Raw genomic sequence first — 14450 nt, 5'->3', positions numbered from 1 at the left:
CTCGAGCAGCTCGGCGTCGTCGACCATGTCGCACTTGTTCAGGAACACGATGATGTAGCCCACACCCACCTGGCGCGCCAGCAGGATGTGTTCACGGGTCTGGGGCATCGGGCCGTCGGCGGCCGAGCACACCAGGATCGCACCGTCCATCTGGGCGGCGCCGGTGATCATGTTCTTGACGTAGTCGGCGTGGCCGGGGCAGTCCACGTGTGCGTAGTGGCGGTTGGCCGTCTCGTATTCGACGTGGGCGGTGTTGATCGTGATGCCGCGGGCCTTTTCTTCGGGCGCCGCGTCGATCTGGTCATACGCCTTGGCTTCGCCGCCGAACTTGGTCGACAACACCGTGGCAATCGCAGCGGTCAGCGTGGTCTTGCCATGGTCGACGTGACCGATCGTGCCGACGTTGACGTGCGGCTTGGTGCGGGTGAACTTGCCTTTTGCCATTTTTCAATCCTTGAAAGAGCATTCCCCGTGTATTGGTTTTATGTCTGCATCCGATTGCTGGTTCGCCCCGCACGGGAACAGGGCGGCACCGGATCGCAGACAAGTTGGGCGACGCCGCGCGCCACCCGCCGTTCTTTGAAAAACTTACTTTGCGCGGGCGGCGACGATCGCCTCGGCCACGTTGCGCGGAGCTTCGGCGTAGTGCTTGAACTCCATCGTGTACGTGGCGCGGCCTTGCGACATCGAGCGCAGGGTCGTCGAGTAGCCGAACATTTCCGACAGCGGCACTTCGGCCTTGATGGCCTTGCCGCCACCGACCATGTCGTCCATGCCCTGCACCATGCCGCGGCGGGACGACAGGTCGCCCATCACGTTGCCGGCGTAGTCTTCAGGCGTTTCGACTTCCACGGCCATCATTGGCTCGAGAATCACGGGGCTGGCCTTGCGGCAGCCTTCCTTGAAGCCGAAGATCGCGGCCATCTTGAACGCCATTTCGTTCGAGTCCACGTCGTGGTACGAACCGAAGTGCAGCGTGACCTTGACGTCCACCACCGGGTAGCCGGCGAGCACGCCCTGGCCGAGCGCTTCGATGACGCCCTTTTCGACCGCGGGGATGTATTCGCGAGGAACCACGCCGCCCTTGATCGCGTCGACGAACTCGAAGCCCTTGCCGGCTTCCTGGGGCTCGATCTTGAGCACGACGTGGCCGTACTGGCCCTTGCCGCCCGACTGGCGCACGAACTTGCCTTCGGCTTCGTCCACGCTCTTGCGGATGGTTTCGCGGTAGGCCACTTGCGGCTTGCCGACGTTGGCTTCCACGCCGAATTCGCGCTTCATGCGGTCCACGATGATTTCGAGGTGCAACTCGCCCATGCCCGAAATGATGGTCTGGCCCGATTCTTCGTCGGTCTTTACGCGGAACGAGGGGTCTTCCTGCGCGAGACGCTGCAGGGCGATGCCCATCTTTTCCTGGTCGGCCTTGGTCTTGGGCTCGACGGCTTGCGAGATCACCGACTCCGGGAACACCATGCGCTCGAGCGTGACGATCGAATCCGGATCGCACAGGGTTTCGCCCGTGGTCACTTCCTTCAGTCCGACGCAGGCGGCGATGTCGCCGGCACGGATTTCGCTGACTTCTTCGCGATTGTTGGCGTGCATCTGCACGATACGGCCGATACGCTCCTTCTTGCCGCGCACCGGGTTGTAGACGCTGTCGCCCTTGCTCAGCACGCCGGAGTAGACGCGCACGAAGGTCAGCTGGCCGACGAAGGGGTCGGTCATCAGCTTGAATGCGAGAGCCGAGAACTTCTCTGCGTCGTCGGCCTTGCGCACCACGGGCGCTTCGTCTTCGTCCATGCCAGAGACCGGCGGAATGTCGGTCGGCGCAGGCATGTATTCGATGACGGCGTCGAGCATGGCTTGCACACCCTTGTTCTTGAAGGCCGAGCCGCACAGCATCGGCTGGATTTCGCCGGCGATGGTGCGAGTGCGAATGGCAAGCTTGATTTCTTCTTCCGAAAGCTTTTCGCCTTCGAGGTACTTGTTCATGAGCTCTTCGCTGGATTCGGCGGCTGCTTCGACGAGCTTCTCGTGGTATTCGTTGCAGACGTCGACCAGGTCGGCCGGGATCTCACCGTAGGTGAAGGTCACACCCTTGTCTTCGTCCCAGATGATGGCCTTCATCTTCACGAGGTCGACGATGCCCTGGAACTTGTCTTCGGCGCCGATCGGGATCTGGATCACGACGGGGTTGGCCTTCAGGCGGTCGACCATCATCTGGCGAACGCGCAGGAAGTTCGCGCCGGTGCGGTCCATCTTGTTGACGAACGCGAGGCGGGGCACCTTGTACTTGTTGGCCTGGCGCCAGACGGTTTCCGACTGGGGCTGAACGCCGCCGACGGCGTCGTACACCATCACGGCGCCATCGAGCACGCGCATCGAGCGCTCGACTTCAATCGTGAAGTCGACGTGGCCGGGGGTGTCGATGATGTTGATGCGGTGTTCCTGGAAATTCTGGGCCATGCCCTTCCAGAAGCAGGTGGTGGCAGCCGAGGTGATCGTGATGCCACGCTCTTGCTCTTGCTCCATCCAGTCCATCGTGGCGGCGCCGTCGTGCACTTCGCCGATCTTGTGGTTCACGCCGGTGTAGAACAGGATGCGCTCGGTGGTGGTGGTCTTGCCAGCGTCGATGTGCGCCGAGATACCGATGTTGCGGTACCGCTCGATGGGGGTTTTGCGTGCCATGAGATTACTCCGTTAACGGCGGAAAGCCCGCCCACCACACGGCAGGTCGGGCTTCAAGCCAGGTCTGATTTGAAGGACGGTGCTTAGAAGCGGAAGTGGCTGAAAGCCTTGTTGGCTTCGGCCATGCGGTGCACTTCGTCGCGCTTCTTCATCGCGCCGCCACGGCCTTCCGTGGCTTCCATCAGTTCGTTGGCCAAGCGCAGGGCCATCGACTTTTCACCGCGCTTGCGGGCGGCTTCCTTGATCCAGCGCATCGACAGGGCCAGACGACGGACCGGGCGCACTTCGACGGGCACCTGGTAGTTCGCACCACCGACGCGGCGCGACTTCACTTCGACCATGGGCTTGACGTTGTTGATGGCCATGGTGAAGGCCTCGACCGGGTCCTTGCCCGGGTTCTTCTTCTCGATCTGTTCCAGGGCGCCATAGATGATGCGCTCTGCAACAGCCTTCTTGCCGCCTTCCATGATCACGTTCATGAATTTGGACAGCTCGACATTGCCGAACTTCGGGTCCGGCAGGATTTCACGTTTGGGGACTTCGCGACGACGTGGCATTTTTCTAACCTCTTTGCTTCAGTTGGCACCGTTTCCGGCACCGCGAGAGCTAACAAAAACTCTCACTTACTCGACCCGACATTGGGTCACTTCGTTCGATGTGCCAGCCTGGGCACGCCGAACACCGCTGAATGAGAACGACAGAAGGACGAATCCTTCGGGAAACCGGAAGGCTTAGGCCTTCTTCGGGCGCTTCGCACCGTACTTGGAGCGCGACTGCTTGCGGTCTTTCACGCCTTGCAAGTCGAGCGAACCGCGCACGATGTGATAGCGAACACCGGGCAAGTCCTTGACACGACCGCCGCGAACCAGCACGACGCTGTGTTCCTGCAGGTTGTGGCCTTCGCCGCCGATGTAGGAAATGACTTCGAAACCGTTGGTCAGGCGCACCTTGGCAACCTTACGCAGAGCGGAGTTCGGCTTCTTGGGGGTCGTGGTGTAGACCCGGGTGCAGACACCGCGACGTTGCGGCGAGTTCTGCATGGCAGGGCTCTTCGAGTTGATCTTCTCAACTTCGCGGCCCTGACGCACCAATTGATTGATGGTTGGCATGAATGAATAAGTCCAAAGTTACTGCGGCCGAAACTTCTTTCGTGGTCCGGTCGTGACACCAGGCGCCGCAGATGACGAAAACGTGAAACCCTTCGGAATTTTCCGAAAAGCCCACGAGTATAGCAGCCAGACCTTCTCGGAGCAATTCCCCGCCCCCGCCCCCGCCCCCGAAACCGGCCCCGCGACCCCGGCGGGGCGGGGCGGGCCGAACTACTTGATCCAGAGCCGCATGGCGTCCCATGCGCGCCCGAGGACGCCGGCCTGCTCGACGGACTCGAGCGCCACGAGCGGAACGTCCGTCACGGGCTGGTCGGCCAGGGTGACCTTGAGCGAGCCGACGGTCTGGTTCTTGACGAACGGCGCCACCAGCGGGTCAGGGCGCGCAATCTGCGTCCTGATCTTGCCGGCCGAGCCCGAGGGCACGGCCACGACGATGGCCTCGACGCGGCCGATCTTCATCGTGTTCTGCTTGCCCTTCCAGACAGCCGGCGTGGCGACGGGTTGGCCACCATCGAAAAGCCGGACTGCGTCGTAGGCCGTGTACCCCCAGTTCAGCAGCTTTTGCGATTCGTTGGCGCGGGCGTTTTCGCTGGAGGCGCCCAGCACGACGGTCAGCAGGCGACGGCCGCCGGAGAGGTTCGGGAAATATCGCTTGGCCGTGACGATCATGCAGAAGCCGGCGGCGTCGGTGTGGCCGGTCTTCAGTCCGTCGACGGTCGGGTCGCGGAACAGCAGCAGGTTGCGGTTGGTTTCGTTGGTCGACGGGGTGCCCGGGTAGCGGTACTTCTTGATGGCGTAGTACCTCACCTCGTCCGGGTAGTCGCGCAGCAGGCGTGCGGCGAGGATGCTCAGGTCGCGCGCCGTGGTCGTGTGGCCGGGCGCGGCGAGGCCTTCGGGGTTCTTGTATGCGGTGTTCTTCATGCCGAGCGCCTTGGCCTGCTCGTTCATCAGCTCGACGAAATGCTCGACCGTGCCGCCCACCCCTTCAGCCAGCGCCACGGTCGCGTCGTTGCCCGACTGCACGATCAGGCCCTTGATCAGGTCCTCCACCGGCACCTGCATCTTCGGGTCGATGAACATGCGCGAGCCGGGCATCTTCCAGGCGCGTTCACTGACTGGCAGGGTTTGCGTCAGGGTGATCTTCCTGGCACGCAGCGCATCGAAGACCACGTAGGCACTCATGAGCTTGGTCAGCGAAGCGGGTTCGACCGGGGTGTCGATGTCCTTTTGCGCCAGGATCTGATTGGCCGTGACGTCCATCAACAAGTAGCTGCGGGCCGCGACCTCTGGTGGCGCGGGAACCTGGGCGAATGCCGACATGCACAGCGGCAGACCGGCAGCGAGCAGCAGCGCACGCAGCGCTTTCGAAAAACGGGTCATGGGAGAGCTGGGAACGAAGGAGAGCTAGCCCGCGCGCAAGTGGCGGGCTACGAGACTCTTGAGCAGCGGCAATTGTCCGTGAAAGAAATGACCGCCTCCGGGAACGACTGTGACAGGAAGTGACTGCGGGCGAGCCCAATCCATCACGGCAGAGAGTGAAACCGTGTCGTCTTGCTCGCCATGCACCACCAGCGCGCGGTCATGCGAGTTGGCGGGCAATGGCGGCGGCGGTACGCGCTCGACGCTCGGGCCGACCAGGGCGATGCGCTGGATTTCGCGTGCGTCCCAAATCGACTGCAGCGCGTTGATCGCGACGAATGCGCCGAACGAGAAGCCGGCGATCGACAACGGTCCATCGGGAGCGACCTGTTGCACCACCGCCAGCATGTCTTCGCTTTCGCCGCGGCCTTCGTCGTGCACGCCTTCACTCGCGCCGACACCGCGAAAGTTGAAGCGCACGGCCGTCCAACCGGCACCGACAAAAGCGCGCGCCAATGTCTGCACCACCTTGTTGTCCATGGTCCCGGCAAAAAGCGGATGCGGATGCGCAATCACAGCAACACCTTGCGACCCCGTGCCGGCGACCGGCGCGTCGCGCAGCGCCTCGATGACGCCGGCGGCGCCGCGCAACTGGATTTTCTCGGTTCGCGGATTCAAGTTCAGCGTCCCACGTCAGGCGGCAGCAGGAGGCGGTCGACCACCTGGCCGTTCTTCAGATGCGAATCGACGATCTCGTCGATGTCTTCCATGTCGACGAAGCTGTACCAGACCGCTTCCGGATACACCACGGCCACCGGCCCGCCCGCGCAGCGATCAAGGCAGCCCGCCTTGTTCACGCGAACCTTGCCCTGTCCGGCGAGCCCCGCCTGCCTGACGCGCATCTTGCAGTGGTCGAAGCCGGCCTGTGCGTTGTGCTGGGAACAGGAGTCTTCGCCATTCTTGCGCTCGTTCAGGCAGAAAAAGATGTGACGGGCGTAATAGCCGCTCGGTACAGGGGTCGGAGACGTGGGCATCGGCGCATTCTAGGATTGCCCGCCGCGGCGCGAGAGCCCCTGCACGACGTAGCCGAGCGTCGCGAAGGGCCAGAGCCACCCCAGCCACTGCGCCAAGCCGTTGAAGCGGATGAAGCGACCCTGCTCCCAGGTTGCAAGCGTCTGGGCGAAGTAGGCGCTTTCGGGCGCCTGGTTCAGCAAGCTCAGGTGCACGACCAGTGCCAGGATCAACAAGCCGCCGCACAGCCGGCGTGGGGCCCAGAGCAAGGGCACGCCGACGACCACAGCCGCCGCGATGCCCACTTGCACAGGCAAGCTGAGCCACGACCAGGCGTGCGGTGGCCCGTAGCTCAACGCAGCCGACAGCGCACTGGCGGCAATGCCGGCCAGCAACGTCATCGACAACAGGAACGCGCGCTGCGGCACCGAGCGCGCCACCGTCAACCCCAGCAGGCATGGCACCAGTGCACCCAGCATCACGCAGAGCAGCTCGACACCCGGAACCAGCGGCTCCAGTTCGAACTGTCGTACCGGCATCCAGTCGATGAACGGCGTGTCCATCAGAAGCTCAGAGATGCCGGCCTCGACCCGCTCGAATACCTGCCCCAGCCCAAAAGTCACCGCCGCCGGAAACAACAGCGCAATCGGCCACAGCGCGAGCAGCACCAGTGCGCCACGCGGCTCCTCGACGAACCATTTCGAACGAGCCGAATGCCAGTACTCGATGACGCCGAGCCGCTCGAGTCCCACCGCCACCACTGCGCCAAGAAACGCACCGGCCGAATTGAGGCTGAGGTCGACATTGGAGGGCACACGAACCGGCAGGTAGCTTTGCAGCGTCTCCATGGCGAACGAGATCGCCGCGCCGGCGAGCGTGGCGCGCAGCACGGCGCCCAGTGCGCCGATTCCCGTGCGTGTGCGAAGCACGGTCAGGGCCGACAGGAACCCGAAGGGGACATAGCCCATCACATTGATGGCGAGATCGAATCCGGTCCAGTACTTGGGCCATGGCGCGGTCAGATATGCCCAGGGTGCAATGCCCTGGTCACGCCAGTCGGAAAACGGATAGAGACTGGCGTAGACAATCAGCGCCGCATAGGCCAGCGTGAGCGGCAGTGCGGTTGTCTTGTGCGCAGCCACCAGGTCAGAAAGGCCGCACGACCACGAGCAGGACGATGGCCAGCAGGAGCAGCACCGGCGCTTCGTTGAACCAGCGGTACCAGCGATGACTGCGCCGGTCCGTGCCCGCCTCGAACCGGCGCAGGAGCACGCCGCAGCCGTGGTGGTAGCCGATGACCACGAGCACCAGCGCAAGCTTCGCATGCAGCCAGCCGTTGCCGGGCCCCCGTCCGACGCCGAATCCAAGCCACAGCCAAACTCCGAGGACCAGTGCGGGGACCGCGAGAATAGTGGTGAAGCGCATCAACTTGCGCGCCATGAGCAGCAGCCGTGCCCGTTCGGCGATCGACTCCGGCGGCACCATGGCCAGGTTCACGAAGATGCGCGGCAGATAGAAGAGTCCGGCGAACCAGCTTGCGATGAAAACGATGTGCAACGACTTGACCAGATTGAACCAGAGCATCCGGAAAGTTTAGTTGGCTCCACCCTGCGCCGAAGGGGCAAAAAAAAGCCCGGCGTCAAAACGCCGGGCCAGGAAGCCCTTTTGCTGTCACACATCAAGGCACCCGCTCAGGGAGGAAAAGCGGGGGACGACAAGTCGTCCAAGAAGGAATTTAACAAAGCCGATTCATCCTTTCAAGTCGTTCGTAACTATTTTTTGACGTTTGTGGCACTAAAGGTACAACTAAACGTTTCGTTCTTCCCGGATAAACGGACGAACGATCGTGCAGAAATAGCAGAGCCGGCGTCTCCGTCACTTCAGGCACAATTTTCGATATGACCCCCCTTGCCCCCTTCCCTGCCAGCCGTCCGCGCAGGCTGCGTCGTGATGCCTTCTCGCGCAATCTGGTGCGCGAATACGCGGTGAGCGCCCATGACCTGATCTATCCGGTGTTTGTGCAGGAGGGCCAAAAGAAGCGCGACGCCGTTGCATCGATGCCGGGTGTCGACCGGTTGAGCCTCGACCTGTTGCTGCCAGTGGCCGAGGAATGCGTGGCACATGGCATTCCGGTGATGGCGCTGTTCCCGGTGATCGACGGCAGCCTCAAGACCCCGACGGGCGACGAGGCCTTCAATCCAGACGGTTTGATTCCCCGCGTTGTCGCGGCGCTCAAGTCGCACTTCCCCGAACTGGGCGTCATGACGGACGTCGCGCTCGACCCCTACACCAGCCACGGCCAGGACGGGCTGCTCGACGACACGGGCTACATCCTCAATGACGAGACCGTTGAAGTATTGACGAAGCAGGCACTCACTCAAGCAGAAGCCGGTGTGGACATTGTGGCTCCCAGCGACATGATGGACGGTCGCATCGGCGCGATCCGCGACGTGCTCGAAGCCAGCGGCGCGATCCACACCTGCATCATGGCCTACAGCGCCAAGTACGCCAGCGCCTTCTATGGCCCCTTCCGCGACGCGGTCGGCTCGACTGCCAATCTCGGCAAGAGCAACAAGAAGGTCTACCAGATGGACCCCGGCAACAGCGACGAAGCGCTGCGCGAGGTGGCCATGGACATTGCCGAGGGCGCCGACATGGTGATGGTCAAGCCGGGCATGCCGTACCTCGACATCGTGCGCCGCGTGAAGGACGAGTTCCGCATGCCGACCTTCGCCTACCAGGTGAGCGGCGAATACGCGATGCTGAAGGCCGCCGCGCAGAACGGCTGGCTCGACCATGACGCGGTCATGCTCGAAAGCCTGCTCGCCTTCAAGCGCGCCGGCGCTGACGGCGTGCTCACCTACTTTGCGCTTGACGCGGCCCGCTTGCTACAAAAACAATAGCGTCTTTCGCGCGCTCCATCAGCGCCAAAGGCAGCCTCGGCTCACAGAACCCAACGACCGATGCGCAGCTTCGAGATCAACGGCCTCCAGGTGCTCGAGCATGATGCGTTGGCGCCGCTGGCCGCGCCGGGCGCTTGCGCTAGCGGCAGCTACCTGTGGATCTCGCTGACGCGGGAGGAGTTCAAAGGTCAACTCGACACGGTGCAGGACGTCCTGCAAAGCCTTTGCGGCACGCAACTGGTCGACCTGCACGTGCTGGACCTGCTGAACGAACAGTTGCCATCGCACTACGACTACACCTCGATCTACGACGTGCTGGTATTCCGGCGCCTGGCGACGAACCAGGGCAGTCCGGGCGGTGTATCGCCTGCGCCGCCCGCCAATCCGGTTGCAGGGCCCGAGGGGCCGTTGTTGCTCAAGCGCATCGACACCCGTCCGGTCGGCTTTGCGGTGTTCGACCGGGTGCTGCTGTCGGTCCATCCGGAAGACGGCGCCGTGCGCGACGCCTACGCGGCTAAGTTGCTGGCTGCGGGCGCGCCGGGCACGGGTGCTGCGCCGTCGGGTGACGGGCGGCCAGCGGGCACGCGATTGCCGACGGGTCCGGCCGACCTGATGCTGAGATTGGTCAACCAGATCGTCGATGGTTACCTTGACTTGCGGCGCGAAATGACCCGTCAGATCGACCACTGGCAGGGGGAACTGATCGACGTCAAGAGTCGCTTCTCTAACTGGGGAGCGCTGATGCAGGCGCGCCAGTCCCTGCATCAACTCGACGAGATCTGCGAGGACCAGCGCGGTGCGTTGCAGGACTGGATCGACGCCCTTGAAACGCTGCCCATGCCCGAAGACCCGGCCGAGCGGCGCGAGCGCGAACTGGTGATGATCCGCAGCCGCGACGTGCATGAGCACATCGAGCGCGTGGTGCACCACGTCCGCCGCCTCGAGCAGAACGCCGAGACCGCGGTGCAGATGCATTTCAGCGTGCAGAGCCACCGCACCAACGACATCATGCGGGTGTTGACCGCCCTCACGGCCGTGTTCCTGCCGCTGAACCTGATTGCAGGCATCTTCGGCATGAACTTCGAGTTCATTCCGCTGGTGCACAAGGCCGACGGCTTCTGGATTGCGATGGGCGCGATGGGCGTGATCGCGGTGGTGCTGATCGTTGTGTTCTGGCGAAAGCGATACCTGGCTCGCACCGCCCGCTGACGAGCATGAAAATCAGAAAGGCCGGGTGGTGCTCGACGCACCTGCCCGGCCTTCTTGATGCCAGCCTGGTCGGGTCACATGCGGGTCAAGTTGCGTCGGGCGATCTCGGCGCGTACGTCGACCGGATTGCGCAGCGTCGACACGAGCTTGCTGTTGACGCGCGAACTCACGTTAACGTTTTGGTCCGGTGCGGCCGCGGCGCGAATGGCTTCGTCTTGCACCACGCTGCGCTGACCCGACACCGCGACCGTTTCCGGACCGCGGGAGCCGCGCGTCACGTTCTGGTCGGACGACCAGGCCGTGCGCATGGCTTCGCCTTGCACGTCGGCACGGTTGAGGCCGGACAGGGGCGCTTGAACGCCTTGGTACGTCTCCGCCTGGACGCCCGTCGCGGCGATGAGTCCGAGGACGGCAAAAGCCGCGGCGGCGAGAAGACTGGCGGCTTTCATGGGTGGTCTCGGTTCAGGTTGGTGTGGCAGCGTGGGGGTGGATCAGGATCAAAGCGCCGATCAGCGCTGCGCCACTTGGCGACGAACCGCCAGCGAACCCTTCGTGTATTGCGACGGGACGGTGTCGCGGTAGAAGGCGCGGCGGTCCAGGCTGGCTAACGGGTCGTGCGCCTTGGCGACGGCTTCGGCGCGGACAACGTTGGGGTCGACGTTGCTGGAGGCAATCGCGGACACGCCAGCGGCTGCGCCGTCGGCGTACGGATTGCCGGAACGGGCTGCCACGGCGCCTTCGGAGGCGACGTCCGCACGAGCACGCGAATGGGTCAGGGGTTGAACGCCTTCATAGGTTTCAGCCTGTGCGCCAGCGACGGCAAACAGAACAACGGCTGCGGCGGCGATAAGGTTCGAGGTCTTCATGATGACGATTCCTTGGGTTAAGAATGAATTGCGGCTCGGACAACAGGGAATCGGGTACTCACTCGGCTCTCTGTCGGCAGACTTGCCTGATTGCCAGTCCGTGGGTCGAATTTTGGTGGCAATCCCTAGGTGAAAACCCTCGAAAATTGAATCACCGCGTTCACGGAATCGAAACAATGGACAGCCTCGACCTCATCAAGACCTTCCGGGAAGTCGCCCAACAAGGCAATTTCTCGCGTGCCGCGACAAAGCTGGACATGTCGAAGGCGACGGTCAGCAAATACGTTGCCGAACTGGAGTCGCGCTTTGGCGTGCGCCTGTTGAACAGGTCGACGCGATCGGTGAGCCTGACCGACGCAGGCGCCCTGCTGCTGGAACGCAGCACGCCGATGCTGGAGATGATCGAACTCACGCAATCGGAACTGCAGGAGCGTGCGAGGCAGCCGGCCGGCCTCCTGCGCATTTCAGCCCCACACGGCATGAGCCTGGGCGGGTTGCCGACCCTGCTGGCGCAGTTCATGGGCTACTACCCGGACGTACGCATCAGCCTGCGCTTGAGCACTGCGGTCGTCGATATGGCAGAGGAAGGCATCGACGTGGCGCTTCGGCTCGGCCCCATCGAGAACGAAAACCTGATCGTGCGGCGCCTGGTGCGAATTGGACCGGTCGTGTGCGCCGCGCCAGCGTATTGGAAGAAGCATGGCCTGCCCAGCCGGCCGGAGGACCTGGCCAACCATCTTGCGCTGACGCGGTCCGACATGGGCCCGCATCCGCATTGGCGCTTCGAGGTCAGCGGCAAGCCGGTCGACGTGCCTTTGACGAGCCGCATGGACTCGACCGACGGCGGCCCGCTGGTACAGGTCGCGGTGCACGGTCTTGGCGTGGTCTACCAGCCTGATCTGCTGGTGCGTTCGCACATCGACAAGGGCGAGCTGCAGCCGGTCTTGCAGGACTATGTGCGCAAGGACATGTGGCTCTACGCTGCCTACCTGCAACGCCGCAACAACAGCGCGGCGCTGCGCGCGCTGCTGGACTTTCTGGAGACGCGCGTCGGCAAGGGCACCGGCGGCAATGCCTGAAGGCCTGGGCGCGCCGCGCCGCTCCTATCCGACGTACTTGCCGAAGAACGCCAGCGTGCGTTCGAGCGCCAGCTTGGCCGCTTCAGCGTTGTACGAGCCACGCTGGTCGCAGTTGAAGCCATGGCCGCATTCGTACACATGCACCTCGACATCGGGATGCGCGGTGCGGAAGGCATCGACGGTGGGCATCGGAATCCAGTGATCGTTGTTGCCGAAGTGGACCATCACCGGCACCTTGGGTTGCAGCGCGCTTTCTTCCGGCGTGGTCATGCCGCCACCGTAGTACGGCGCCGCAGCCGAGAGGCCCGACACGACGGCCGCCGCGCGCCAGGTCAGCAAGCCGCCCCAGCAGTAACCCACGATGCCGACCTTGCCGGCCTTGCCCGCGTAATCGACGGCGGCCTGGATGTCCTGCAACACGCCAGGCAGCGGCAAGGCCTCGATGGCCATCTTGAGGGCGAAGCCAGCCTTCATGTCGTCTTCGGTGTAGCCGAGGTCGACTCCCTGTTTGGCGCGATGAAAGGTGGCGGGCGCCACCGCGAGATAGCCCGCGGCCGCATAGCCGTCGGCGACCGAACGGATGTGCGAGTTGACGCCGAAGATCTCCTGCACCACGACGACGGCGCCCTTCGGTTGTCCGGCGGGCTCGGCCACATAGGCCGGAAAAGTGAAGCCGTCTTTTGCGGTGAGATCGATGAATTGGCCCATGGTCATTTGCTCCGTTGGTGGATGGTGCGGGTTACCGCAAGGCGCTGGCGAGGAAATCGAGGCGGTCCTGGCCCCAGAAGATTTCGCCGTCGAGCACATAGCTCGGCGCGCCGAACACGCCGGCATCGATGGCATCCTGCGTGTATTGCTCGTAGGCTTCCTGCGCGGCCTGGCTTTGCGACTGCGCCATGAGGCGCGCGGGCAGCCTGCACTCGGCGACCAGCCCTTCGAGGTGCTTCGGGTCGGCGATGTTGAGTTGATGCACCCACACCGCGGCGAACACGGCGCCGCAGAGCTTCATCGCCGCATCGGTGCCTTCATGCAGATCCGCCGCGATGATGAGCTTGGCCGAGTCCTCGACCGCGACCGGAAAGAACTTGGGCTTGGGTTCAAGCGGCATGTCGAGATGTCGCGAGAAACGCGCCAGTTCCACCAGGCGATAGGCCTGCCGTTGTGGTGCCCGCTTTCCGAGCGGCAATCCACCCGAGACCGGGAACACCGCGCCGAAATCCACCGGCCGTATGCGCACCGTGGCGCCGGCGGCTTTCGCAATGGCGGCGAAACGCGCATGGCCGAGGTAGGTCCACGGACTTTGCGGGGTGAAGTAGTAGTCGATGGTGCGGCTCAATTGCATCTCCACGATGATGTAATCAGGGAGTCGGGGGGTTTTAACCGAGGCACGGATTCTGTGCAGGAGATGGGCTTTGAACAAGGTGCTCTTGATTACGGGCGGCAGTCGCGGTATTGGCGCCGCGACCGCGCGTCTGGCCGCGCAACGCGGTTGGGCGGTGGCGGTCAACTACGCGAGCCAGGCTGCTGCGGCTGACGAGGTGGTGGGCGCGATTCGCGCCGCCGGCGGCACCGCGATGGCCGTGCAGGGCGACGTGGGCGACGAAGCGCAGGTGCTGGCGATGTTCCGGCAGGTCGATGCCGAACTCGGGCCGCTGGCCGGGCTGGTCAACAACGCCGGCGTGGTCGACATGCAGGCCCGCGTCGACGAGATGAGCGTGGGGCGGCTGGAGCGCATGCTGCGCGTCAACGTGATCGGCAGCATCGTCTGCGCGCGCGAGGCGGTGAAGCGCATGAGCACGAAGCATGGCGGCAAGGGCGGTGCGATCGTCAATCTTTCCAGCGCCGCTGCGCGGCTCGGTTCGCCGGGTCAATACGTCGACTACGCGGCAAGCAAGGGTGCGATCGACAGCTTCACCATCGGCCTGGCGAAGGAAGTGGCCGACGAGGGTATCCGCGTGAACGCGGTGCGCCCGGGACTGATCGAAACGGAGATCCACGCATCCGGCGGCCTGCCCGATCGCGCGAAACAGCTCGCGTCGACAGTGCCGATGAAACGGACGGGCAGCGCCGCGGAAGTGGCCCATGCCATTGTCTGGCTGCTGTCCGACGAGGCGAGCTACTCCACCATGACCACCATCGACGTGACGGGCGGGCGCTGAATGAGACACCCCCGATGCGCCTGCGGCGCCTCCCCCTCCAGGGGGCGCACCCAGCGGCCCGGCAAAG

General features: G+C 63.8%; 18 protein-coding genes. 5 read left to right on the top strand and 13 right to left on the bottom strand.

The window, feature by feature from the left end; translation table 11 throughout:
- The 9 genes from WKW80_RS26320 to WKW80_RS26280 all read right to left on the bottom strand — a co-directional run.
- A partial coding sequence (locus WKW80_RS26320) for a GTP-binding protein (protein WP_340366524.1) occupies positions 1-444 on the bottom strand: 444 nt, incomplete at its 3' end.
- Between the two features lie 144 nt (positions 445-588).
- Positions 589-2688, bottom strand: coding sequence for an elongation factor G (gene fusA / locus WKW80_RS26315; protein WP_340366523.1), 2100 nt, complete (start codon positions 2686-2688; stop codon positions 589-591).
- Between the two features lie 83 nt (positions 2689-2771).
- Positions 2772-3245 carry a 30S ribosomal protein S7 gene (rpsG, locus tag WKW80_RS26310; protein ID WP_114968651.1) on the bottom strand — a complete coding sequence of 158 codons (474 nt, stop codon included), beginning with the start codon at positions 3243-3245 and terminating at the stop codon, positions 2772-2774.
- A gap of 174 nt (positions 3246-3419) precedes the next feature.
- Positions 3420-3797, bottom strand: coding sequence for a 30S ribosomal protein S12 (rpsL, locus tag WKW80_RS26305; protein WP_174328402.1), 378 nt, complete (start codon positions 3795-3797; stop codon positions 3420-3422).
- Positions 3798-4007: 210 nt separating this feature from the next.
- Positions 4008-5177: a D-alanyl-D-alanine carboxypeptidase family protein gene (locus WKW80_RS26300; protein ID WP_340366522.1), complete on the bottom strand. Its 1170-nt coding sequence runs from the start codon at positions 5175-5177 to the stop codon at positions 4008-4010.
- A 24-nt stretch (positions 5178-5201) separates the two neighbouring features.
- On the bottom strand, positions 5202-5834 hold the full coding sequence (locus WKW80_RS26295; protein ID WP_340366521.1) for an alpha/beta hydrolase: 633 nt from the start codon (positions 5832-5834) through the stop codon (positions 5202-5204).
- A gap of 2 nt (positions 5835-5836) precedes the next feature.
- Positions 5837-6190, bottom strand: coding sequence for a (2Fe-2S) ferredoxin domain-containing protein (locus WKW80_RS26290; protein ID WP_340366520.1), 354 nt, complete (start codon positions 6188-6190; stop codon positions 5837-5839).
- Positions 6191-6199: 9 nt separating this feature from the next.
- Positions 6200-7309 (bottom strand): VanZ family protein, encoded by a 1110-nt coding sequence (locus WKW80_RS26285; protein ID WP_422822965.1) that lies wholly within the window; start codon positions 7307-7309, stop codon positions 6200-6202.
- 4 nt (positions 7310-7313) lie between these two features.
- The gene (locus tag WKW80_RS26280) at positions 7314-7751 is read right to left on the bottom strand and encodes a CopD family protein (protein WP_340366518.1); all 438 of its coding nucleotides are present in this window, start codon (positions 7749-7751) and stop codon (positions 7314-7316) included.
- Here WKW80_RS26280 and WKW80_RS26275 point away from each other — a divergent pair.
- The 3 genes from WKW80_RS26275 to WKW80_RS26265 are packed head-to-tail and all read left to right on the top strand — an operon-like array spanning position 7719 to position 10279.
- Complete coding sequence (locus WKW80_RS26275) at positions 7719-8069, top strand: hypothetical protein (protein ID WP_340366517.1); 351 nt, start codon at positions 7719-7721, stop codon at positions 8067-8069. The genes WKW80_RS26280 and WKW80_RS26275 overlap by 33 nt on opposite strands.
- Positions 8066-9070, top strand: coding sequence for a porphobilinogen synthase (gene hemB, locus WKW80_RS26270; RefSeq protein WP_340366516.1), 1005 nt, complete (start codon positions 8066-8068; stop codon positions 9068-9070). The genes WKW80_RS26275 and hemB overlap by 4 nt, the downstream gene beginning before the upstream one ends.
- 60 nt (positions 9071-9130) lie before the next feature.
- Complete coding sequence (locus WKW80_RS26265; RefSeq protein ID WP_340366515.1) at positions 9131-10279, top strand: magnesium transporter CorA family protein; 1149 nt, start codon at positions 9131-9133, stop codon at positions 10277-10279.
- Positions 10280-10353: 74 nt separating this feature from the next.
- Here WKW80_RS26265 and WKW80_RS26260 read toward each other — a convergent pair whose 3' ends face one another.
- Both WKW80_RS26260 and WKW80_RS26255 read right to left on the bottom strand, forming a co-directional pair.
- A complete protein-coding gene (locus tag WKW80_RS26260; protein WP_340366514.1) occupies positions 10354-10728 on the bottom strand; it encodes a DUF4148 domain-containing protein in 375 nt (124 codons plus the stop codon).
- A gap of 60 nt (positions 10729-10788) precedes the next feature.
- Positions 10789-11145, bottom strand: a complete 357-nt coding sequence (locus WKW80_RS26255) for an alpha/beta hydrolase (RefSeq protein WP_340366513.1) — start codon at positions 11143-11145, stop codon at positions 10789-10791.
- A 176-nt stretch (positions 11146-11321) separates the two neighbouring features.
- Between WKW80_RS26255 and WKW80_RS26250 the strand changes: the two genes are divergently transcribed.
- Positions 11322-12224 carry a LysR family transcriptional regulator gene (locus tag WKW80_RS26250; RefSeq protein ID WP_340366512.1) on the top strand — a complete coding sequence of 301 codons (903 nt, stop codon included), beginning with the start codon at positions 11322-11324 and terminating at the stop codon, positions 12222-12224.
- Between the two features lie 24 nt (positions 12225-12248).
- Here the strand turns inward: WKW80_RS26250 and WKW80_RS26245 are convergent, their stop codons facing one another.
- Entirely contained in the window at positions 12249-12932 is a 684-nt protein-coding gene (locus WKW80_RS26245) for a dienelactone hydrolase family protein (protein ID WP_340366511.1), read from the bottom strand.
- A 31-nt stretch (positions 12933-12963) separates the two neighbouring features.
- Complete coding sequence (locus tag WKW80_RS26240; RefSeq protein WP_340366529.1) at positions 12964-13566, bottom strand: 2-hydroxychromene-2-carboxylate isomerase; 603 nt, start codon at positions 13564-13566, stop codon at positions 12964-12966.
- Between the two features lie 70 nt (positions 13567-13636).
- Between WKW80_RS26240 and WKW80_RS26235 the strand changes: the two genes are divergently transcribed.
- Positions 13637-14383, top strand: coding sequence for an SDR family oxidoreductase (locus WKW80_RS26235; protein ID WP_340366510.1), 747 nt, complete (start codon positions 13637-13639; stop codon positions 14381-14383).
- Positions 14384-14450: the final 67 nt, after the last annotated feature.

Source organism: Variovorax humicola, from assembly GCF_037889915.1.
GTDB classification, from domain to species: domain Bacteria; phylum Pseudomonadota; class Gammaproteobacteria; order Burkholderiales; family Burkholderiaceae_C; genus Variovorax; species Variovorax humicola.
Note: the sequence above shows the minus strand (reverse complement) of the source record. Positions and strands in the feature narration are given on the sequence as shown.

Bases quoted from the DNA above. Each gene is read 5' to 3' on its own strand.
- WKW80_RS26240 (WP_340366529.1), bottom strand. From the start codon at position 13,566: ATGCAATTGAGCCGCACCATCGACTACTACTTCACCCCGCAAAGTCCG.
- rpsG (WP_114968651.1), bottom strand. From the start codon at position 3,245: ATGCCACGTCGTCGCGAAGTCCCCAAACGTGAAATCCTGCCGGACCCG.
- hemB (WP_340366516.1), top strand. From the start codon at position 8,066: ATGACCCCCCTTGCCCCCTTCCCTGCCAGCCGTCCGCGCAGGCTGCGT.
- WKW80_RS26300 (WP_340366522.1), bottom strand. From the start codon at position 5,177: ATGACCCGTTTTTCGAAAGCGCTGCGTGCGCTGCTGCTCGCTGCCGGT.
- WKW80_RS26290 (WP_340366520.1), bottom strand. From the start codon at position 6,190: ATGCCCACGTCTCCGACCCCTGTACCGAGCGGCTATTACGCCCGTCAC.
- WKW80_RS26250 (WP_340366512.1), top strand. From the start codon at position 11,322: ATGGACAGCCTCGACCTCATCAAGACCTTCCGGGAAGTCGCCCAACAA.
- WKW80_RS26260 (WP_340366514.1), bottom strand. From the start codon at position 10,728: ATGAAAGCCGCCAGTCTTCTCGCCGCCGCGGCTTTTGCCGTCCTCGGA.
- WKW80_RS26245 (WP_340366511.1), bottom strand. From the start codon at position 12,932: ATGGGCCAATTCATCGATCTCACCGCAAAAGACGGCTTCACTTTTCCG.
- fusA (WP_340366523.1), bottom strand. From the start codon at position 2,688: ATGGCACGCAAAACCCCCATCGAGCGGTACCGCAACATCGGTATCTCG.
- rpsL (WP_174328402.1), bottom strand. From the start codon at position 3,797: ATGCCAACCATCAATCAATTGGTGCGTCAGGGCCGCGAAGTTGAGAAG.
- WKW80_RS26280 (WP_340366518.1), bottom strand. From the start codon at position 7,751: ATGCTCTGGTTCAATCTGGTCAAGTCGTTGCACATCGTTTTCATCGCA.
- WKW80_RS26255 (WP_340366513.1), bottom strand. From the start codon at position 11,145: ATGAAGACCTCGAACCTTATCGCCGCCGCAGCCGTTGTTCTGTTTGCC.
- WKW80_RS26265 (WP_340366515.1), top strand. From the start codon at position 9,131: ATGCGCAGCTTCGAGATCAACGGCCTCCAGGTGCTCGAGCATGATGCG.